Source organism: Vibrio ordalii ATCC 33509, assembly GCA_000257205.1.
GTDB classification, from domain to species: domain Bacteria; phylum Pseudomonadota; class Gammaproteobacteria; order Enterobacterales; family Vibrionaceae; genus Vibrio; species Vibrio ordalii.
The window spans coordinates 1-7,788 of record AEZC01000098.1; the positions used below are offsets into that span (position 1 = coordinate 1).

The 7,788-nt window shown below is 46.0% G+C and carries 7 protein-coding genes; 5 read left to right on the forward strand and 2 right to left on the reverse strand.

Translation table 11 applies throughout. The features are described 5' to 3' along the window. The first annotated feature begins 30 nt into the window (after window positions 1-30). The gene (locus VOR_RS0107025) at window positions 31-861 is read left to right on the forward strand and encodes a sulfurtransferase (RefSeq protein ID WP_033197412.1); all 831 of its coding nucleotides are present in this window, start codon (window positions 31-33) and stop codon (window positions 859-861) included. Between the two features lie 64 nt (window positions 862-925). On the opposite strand, the gene VOR_RS0107030 is transcribed toward VOR_RS0107025, so the two are convergent. Continuing rightward, window positions 926-1,927, reverse strand: coding sequence for a sugar-binding transcriptional regulator (locus tag VOR_RS0107030; RefSeq protein ID WP_010319001.1), 1,002 nt, complete (start codon window positions 1,925-1,927; stop codon window positions 926-928). A 455-nt stretch (window positions 1,928-2,382) separates the two neighbouring features. Here VOR_RS0107030 and tal point away from each other — a divergent pair, with 455 nt between their 5' ends. Both tal and tkt read left to right on the forward strand, forming a co-directional pair. Next, complete coding sequence (tal, locus tag VOR_RS0107040) at window positions 2,383-3,333, forward strand: transaldolase (RefSeq protein ID WP_010319002.1); 951 nt, start codon at window positions 2,383-2,385, stop codon at window positions 3,331-3,333. Window positions 3,334-3,408: 75 nt separating this feature from the next. Beyond that, on the forward strand, window positions 3,409-5,403 hold the full coding sequence (gene tkt, locus VOR_RS0107045; RefSeq protein WP_162097689.1) for a transketolase: 1,995 nt from the start codon (window positions 3,409-3,411) through the stop codon (window positions 5,401-5,403). A 112-nt stretch (window positions 5,404-5,515) separates the two neighbouring features. Here tkt and VOR_RS0107050 read toward each other — a convergent pair whose 3' ends face one another. Next, entirely contained in the window at window positions 5,516-6,130 is a 615-nt protein-coding gene (locus VOR_RS0107050) for an OmpA family protein (protein ID WP_010319004.1), read from the reverse strand. Between the two features lie 154 nt (window positions 6,131-6,284). Here VOR_RS0107050 and VOR_RS0107055 point away from each other — a divergent pair, with 154 nt between their 5' ends. Further along, window positions 6,285-6,911: a thioredoxin domain-containing protein gene (locus VOR_RS0107055; protein WP_010319005.1), complete on the forward strand. Its 627-nt coding sequence runs from the start codon at window positions 6,285-6,287 to the stop codon at window positions 6,909-6,911. Window positions 6,912-6,929: 18 nt separating this feature from the next. Then, a complete protein-coding gene (gene bamJ, locus VOR_RS0107060) occupies window positions 6,930-7,403 on the forward strand; it encodes a BamJ family beta-barrel-assembly machinery protein (protein ID WP_010319006.1) in 474 nt (157 codons plus the stop codon). The last annotated feature ends 385 nt before the right edge of the window (window positions 7,404-7,788 follow it).

Below are 7,788 nucleotides of genomic sequence, written 5' to 3' on the forward strand. Positions count from 1 at the left end.
GTGGGATCATGGGGCGCATACGTTAAACTCATGTCACCACTCGTCTCCCCCCAATGGCTAGCACAAAAGTTAGGCGACCCGCGCACCGTTGTTCTTGATTGCAGCATTGAATTCCAAATTCCCAGTGAAACTGAGAAAGATACTCTGCATAACATTCCCGGCGCTCGCCGCTTTGATTATGATGGTGAATTTTGTGACCTACAATCGTCACTACCTCATATGATGCCTAGTGAAGAGTGCTTTAATCAATTAGCACAATCGATCGGTTTAAACCACGATTCGATCGTCGTTGTCTATGACAATAGCGGGACGTTTGCATCACCGAGGGCATGGTGGATGCTCAAAGCGATGGGACATGCGTCGGTATACGTTCTTGATGGTGGATTAACCGAATGGAAACGCCAAGGTTTACCCGTTGTAAAAGAGTACACACACGCCTTTAAACACGGAAACTTCCATGGCATGCTCGATCCTCGCTATTTTGTGAACGCAGACTATGTGCTTGCACAAATAGAGAACCCAGAGAGCTTAACTGTTGATGCCCGTTCACAAGCCCGTTTTTTGGGTCAAATAAAAGAACCAAGAGAAGGCGTGCGCAGCGGCCATATTCCTCACTCTATTTGCTTACCTTTTACAGAGTTGATGAATGGGCATAAGCTTAAATCACCGCAAGATCTACAACCTATTATGCAAGCGACGCTGACTGCTGGAAAAGAGCAATACATTTTCAGTTGTGGCTCAGGCGTAACCGCCGGTATTGTGCTGCTGGCTGCGCACATTTGCGGCTACGAAAAACTGTGCGTTTACGATGGTTCGTGGACAGAATGGGGGCAGCGCAGTGAGCTGCCTCTTGAGCTTTAGCCTCTGAATCAATCCCCACCGTCGTGGGGATTGATTCATGTCATAAGGATTATATAGGTTAAATTCAAACTGACGATTCTGTGACGGTTTTCATCTGCTCATCTAAATTCAGTACCGTTAACGCGTTGCTTACGCTGGTGGCAATCACATCAATTGCACCGGTGCGTAGCGCCCCAAGCAGCGCTAAAGGTTTGCTGTTTTCCGCCGCGATAGCGATCACCTCAGCGATCGGTCGAAATTCGTCAAGCCCTAAGCCAATGACGCGATCGCTCATCACCGTATTGGCGGCTTTGCCGTGGATATCAAAAAAATCATAACCAGCGAAATCCCCCACCACACCTTGCTGTAAACGCGACTGCACCACTTCATCGGCGGTAAACCAACCGAGATCGACCATGTAGCTGTTTTCACTCATATCCCCAATACCCACTAACGCAATGTCTGCCTTACGTGCTAAATCTAAGGTTTGTTTGACGGTGGCATTTTGCATAAACGCTAATTTTTGTTCGCGATTTTCAGCATAGGCAGGCGCATAAAGCGTTTCAGAGCTTCCACCGTATTTTTTGGCCAGTTGTCGACAGATATGATCCGCATTAAACATCCCACCTCTTGGGTGAATGCCACCAATACTGCAGACAAACTTACACTCTCGCGGTGTGATCACGCCAATATGATGCGCAACGGCCGATACATTTCGGCCTTGACCAACGGTCACAACCATGCCGTTTTTTAGCGTACTGGTCAGGTAATTGGAAACCAACCCCGCCACTTGTTGGCGCTGCAGCTCTTCGCTAGGTTGGTCAAGTGCAACCAGCGCACGTTTTACGCCAAAGCGTTCAATCAGTCGCTGCTCAATTTTGGCGCTAAAAACAGGGTGATATTTCACCGTAATTTCGACAATCCCTTCATCGCGTGCCTGTTTAAGCATTCTGCCTACTTTGGCTCGTGAAAGAGAAAACTTTTTCGAAATCTCTTCTTGAGTTGCACCATCTTGGTAATAAGCCACTGAAATTTCAGTTAATAAGTCAGTATTTTCGATAGAAATGTCTTGATTGGGAGTGGTCATACGGGATCTCATGGTCAATATTGTGCGCATAATAACGACAATTGAGCATTTGCTCATTGACCTAGCATAGGTTAAGCCTCATTTACTTTGCAACATTTGCTCACGGAAATTACATTTTCTCACTCTAATCAATGCGCAGTAACGTTCGCTTTCAACCCTTGATAAATCTAAGCAAACGTTTATTTATCAGCACTGAGATTAATTCACAAAAAAATAGTTGATTGATATCACTATAACCTCAGAACAGCGATTGACTTTCCCAGTGGATAAGATAAATATGGCTACATCATTTACTCAACGAACGAGCAAATGTTCAACACAAATGTTCGGTCGCTGGAAATAATTGAGTTAGCTTTTCTGGCATGTGTAAGACATGACTATGTGATTGCTAACCCGCTTGCAAATGCCCAGCAAACTCAAAATCTTGCTTGGCCCAAAGAAATAGGATGATCGATATGAGCAATAAATTAGAGCAACTTCGTAAAATGACGACTGTTGTTGCTGACACTGGTGAAATTGACGCAATCAAAAAATACCAACCAGAAGATGCGACCACTAACCCATCTCTCATTCTTAAAGCGGCTCAAATTGCAGAATACGCGCCACTGATTGATGCTTCTATCGCATACGCAAAAACACAGAGCTCAGACAAGGCTCAACAAGTTCAAGATACTTGTGACATGCTTGCTGTCAATATCGGTAAAGAGATCTTAAAAACGATTCCAGGGCGTATTTCTACCGAGGTCGATGCTCGCCTCTCTTATGATATGGCAGGCAGCGTGGCAAAAGCGCGCCAACTGATCAAAATGTACAACGATGCTGGCATTACTAACGACCGTATTTTGATCAAACTGGCTTCAACCTGGGAAGGTATTCGCGCAGCAGAGATCCTTGAAAAAGAAGGCATCAACTGTAACCTGACTCTATTATTCTCCTTTGCTCAAGCACGCGCGTGTGCAGAAGCAGGCGTATTCCTGATTTCTCCATTCGTCGGCCGTATTATGGATTGGTATAAAGCCAAAGAAGGCCGTGATTTTGCACCGCAAGAAGATCCTGGTGTATTGTCCGTGACTGCGATCTACAACTACTACAAAGAACATGGCTACAAGACAGTCGTGATGGGCGCAAGCTTCCGTAATATTGGTGAAATTTTAGAGCTAGCAGGCTGTGATCGTTTGACTATTGCCCCTTCTTTACTGGCAGAACTCGAAGCAGCTGATGGTGAAGTGGTTGAAAAACTGGTTGACTCTCAAGGCAACAAAGCACGCCCAGCAGCAATGACCCACGCAGAGTTTTTGTGGGAACACAACCAAGACCCAATGGCCGTAGAAAAATTGGCGGAAGGCATCCGTAACTTTGCCATTGACCAAGGCAAGCTTGAAGTCATGATTGCAGCCAAGTTGTAATCCACTTACGAATTAAAATTTGGGGAACGATTAACGTTCCCCTTTCCTTTCTAACTCTATTATTTGTCGGTAATTATTATGGAACGTAAACAATTAGCCAATGCCATCCGTGCTCTTAGTATGGACGGTGTTCAACAAGCTAACTCTGGTCACCCTGGTGCACCGATGGGTATGGCCGATATCGCTGAAGTTCTTTGGCGTGGCCACTTAAACCATAACCCACAAAACCCACAATGGGCTGACCGCGACCGTTTTGTGCTGTCGAACGGCCACGGCTCAATGCTGATTTACTCTTTATTGCACCTGAGCGGTTACGCGCTGTCGATTGATGATTTGAAAAACTTCCGTCAATTGCACTCAAAAACACCGGGTCACCCAGAATACGGTTACGCGCCGGGCATTGAAACCACCACGGGCCCACTAGGCCAAGGTATTACCAATGCGGTCGGCATGGCGATGGCTGAAAAAGCACTGGCGGCGCAGTTCAACAAACCGGGTCACGACATCGTTGACCACTTCACTTATGTGTTCATGGGTGATGGCTGTTTGATGGAAGGCATCTCGCACGAGGCGTGTTCTCTGGCGGGCACACTGGGTCTTGGCAAACTGATTGCGTTTTGGGATGACAACGGCATCTCTATCGATGGTCATGTGGAAGGCTGGTTCTCTGACGACACGCCAAAACGTTTTGAAGCGTACGGCTGGCATGTTATTGCTGCAGTTGATGGCCATAACGCTGAAGCGATTAATGCCGCTATTGAGGCTGCGAAAGCAGACCCTCGTCCAACCTTGATTTGCACCAAAACCATCATCGGTTTTGGCTCGCCAAACAAAGCGGGCTCACACGATTGTCACGGTGCCCCTTTAGGCGCTGAGGAAATCAAAGCGGCGCGTGAATTCCTGGGTTGGCCGCATGCACCTTTCCACATCCCTGCCGACATTTACGCGCAGTGGGATGCCAAAGAAGCTGGCCAAGCAAAAGAAACCGATTGGAACGCCAAGTTTGAAGCTTACGCCGCCGCTTACCCAGCCGAAGCCGCTGAGTTCAAACGCCGCGTAAATGGCGAGTTGCCAGCAGAATGGGAAGCGAAAGCGAGTCAAATTATTGCTGACCTTCAAACCAACCCAGCCAATATTGCGTCACGTAAAGCGTCACAAAATGCGCTGGAAGCGTTTGGTAAAATGCTGCCAGAATTTATGGGCGGCTCGGCGGACTTGGCACCGTCTAACCTCACCATGTGGTCGGGCTCTCAATCGCTCACCGCGGAAGACTTCTCGGGTAACTACATTCACTACGGTGTACGTGAATTCGGTATGACCGCCATCATGAATGGTATTGCGCTGCACGGTGGCTTCGTACCTTACGGCGCAACCTTCCTGATGTTCATGGAATACGCACGTAACGCCATGCGCATGGCGGCTCTGATGAAGATTCAGAACATCCAAGTCTACACTCATGACTCGATTGGCTTGGGCGAAGATGGCCCTACTCACCAGCCGGTTGAGCAAATCGCGTTTCTGCGTCTAACACCAAACATGAGCACATGGCGTCCGTGTGACCAAGTGGAATCAGCTGTCGCATGGAAATTGGCGATTGAGCGTAAAGGTGGCCCATCAGCGCTGATTTTCTCTCGTCAAAACCTCGCGCAGCAGCCACGCAGCGAAACGCAAGTTGCCGATATCGCGAAAGGTGGTTACATCCTGAAAGAGTGTGCAGGCCAGCCTGAGCTGATCCTGATTGCCACTGGCTCAGAAGTTGAACTGGCGGTGAAAGCCGCAGAGCAACTTACAGCCGAAGGTAAGAAAGTGCGCGTAGTTTCGATGCCATCGACCGATGCGTTTGATAAACAAGACGCAGCTTACCGCGAAGCCGTACTACCAGCAGCCGTGACTAAGCGTATCGCTATTGAAGCAGGTATTGCAGACTTCTGGTACAAGTACGTCGGCTTTGGTGGCAAGATCATCGGTATGACGACGTTTGGTGAGTCAGCACCGGCGGATCAACTGTTCAAAATGTTCGGTTTTACAGCTGAAAACGTGGTGAAACAAGCGCAAGAGCTGCTTGCTTAAGTCGTTTAATTTTTAATGCAAAAGCCCAGCGAGTCATTCGCTGGGCTTTTTTGATCTTGTCGCATATGAAAGAGATATATCACTTAAAAGGCACGCCACCAAAAGGCATAACTTAATTATTGGAAACAATAAATAACACTTCCACACGACGGTTACATGCTTTACCTGCATTGGTTTTATTCGTACAAGCCGGAACGTATTCACCATATCCACGGGTAAAAATAGAGTCCATCGCCACATTACTTTTCACTAAAGTGCTTTTTACCGCTTTAGCACGGCGTTCAGACAAACCATCATTAAAGGTTGGCGCTCCAGTACTGTCCGTATGGCCATCAATCACAATATCAATGCCGGGTTCTGAGGCTAAATAACGCCCCATCATAGTAAGCCAATCACCAGAGCCAGTAGAGACCGTTGAGGAACCTGTTTCGAACTTCACCGTATCTTTCAATTTAACCATGATGTGATTACCCGGAAGGACTTCGTAATCCACACCATTTTTCAATAAGAAACGCTGCAAAGAATCATAACTATTCGTGCGCTGCTGACCTATCGGACCTTGAACGTCAGCCGAAACTATTTTCGGCGCATGGCCCCATTCAGGATAGAGCACATCAAAATCGCCTTTTGGCGCCGCATCCAACAGGTTATCGCTAAACATCCGATCAGTGGCTAACGTTCCGCATCCGGTTAACAACATTAATAACGGTAAGGCTAAATACTTCATTCGAGTATCACTCCATTCTCTTACTACCTCAACTGTATCGGCCAAGGCTGTAAAACTTTATATATATTTGGTAGCAATTTCGTGATGGTTTCTGTTTTCCTTGTCGCCGGAAGCCGTTAGAATTCAAGCCTTCTTCCTTAAAATAATACTCATGATGAAAAAAATAATACTCTATTGGTTGAGCCTTAGCACCACACTGTTGATCCTAGCTGGCTGTAGTGATAACCCCATACCACAGAAAGGGAAACAATATGATGAGCTTGCTGTAAATCTCGCCACATACCGCCTGCCAGTCGTCACCGAAGTGTTTTCGCTGACTTGCGGTCACTGTCGTTCAATGGAAAAGGTCATCCAGGATCTCGAGAAAATAACAGGTGAGACATTTGGCAAGCTGCATGTCACCTTTAACGAAGGCGCACAGATTGGAGCCATGATTTACTATTCAGCCGTGATGCAACTAGGAACAATTCCCGATCATGTCATGATGGAACAGCTATTTTCGGCCGTGCAAATGGATGGAGAAGTAACGTTAAATGAGCGTAAAGAAGCGATTGATTTAGCCTTCAGCCAGCGAGGGCTAATCAGCCCATATTCGTTAGATGATGAGCAGCAAAAACTGTTATTCCAAGAAATTCAGCGTGCCTATGATATTTCAACAAAAGGCCAAATTAATGCTGTTCCAACCTTTATTGTGAAAGGTAAGTACTTAGTCATTACCTCTGGCCATCAAGATACCGTAAGTATTGCCAACACCATCTCCTATTTATTGACTCAACCCTAATTTGCAAGGCTCTAGAATATGTCTAAATTTGTCTTTCCCATTATTATTTTTTTATTGGCTGGGTTTTTCATCTATCGTACATGGAATAACCACAAAGTTGCCGATGAAAATTTTGCCAAAGGCCAAGCGTTTTTAGCTGAAAATGCTAAGCAAGATGGCGTAACCACAACTGAAAGTGGCTTGCAATATCTTGTACTAGAACAAGGTACTGGCACCGTTCATCCGAAAGCCAACAGTCGTGTAAAAGTGCATTATCACGGTACTTTACTTGACGGTTCTGTGTTTGATAGCTCAGTTGAACGTAACGACCCGATTGTGTTTGGCTTGAAGCAGGTGATTCAAGGCTGGCAAGAAGGTCTACAACTGATGGTGGAAGGACAAAAAATGCGCCTGTTCATACCCAGTAATTTAGGTTATGGCAAAAGTGGCAGCGGCCCAATTCCCCCCGCATCCGTACTGATTTTTGATGTGGAATTAATTGAGATACAGTAAGTCAATCATGATGGGCCGCTTATCGCGGCTCTATTTTTGAGAAGTAGACGGATAAAACACTGACTCCATTTTTTATCCAGCAATTTCCAACCATGCATGATAGCAAGCACTCTATCCATGAAAAATCAGTGGGTGACCATTCCCCAAATTGCTTACCGCTGCTAAAAACGCCATTAAAAAACCCGTTTTAAATCAAACGAATAAATCATTCATAAATATGTCATGCTCATAGAGTTAATTTATATCCTAGGGTTAATTGATATACACTTCATTTACTCCTAATATTCTAATCACACATATCAATAATTGTATTTCTATCAACTATACCCAAACAACTTGGAGTTGCAGGTAGGCGGCAAGTGAGTGAGTCCCCATGAGCATAGGC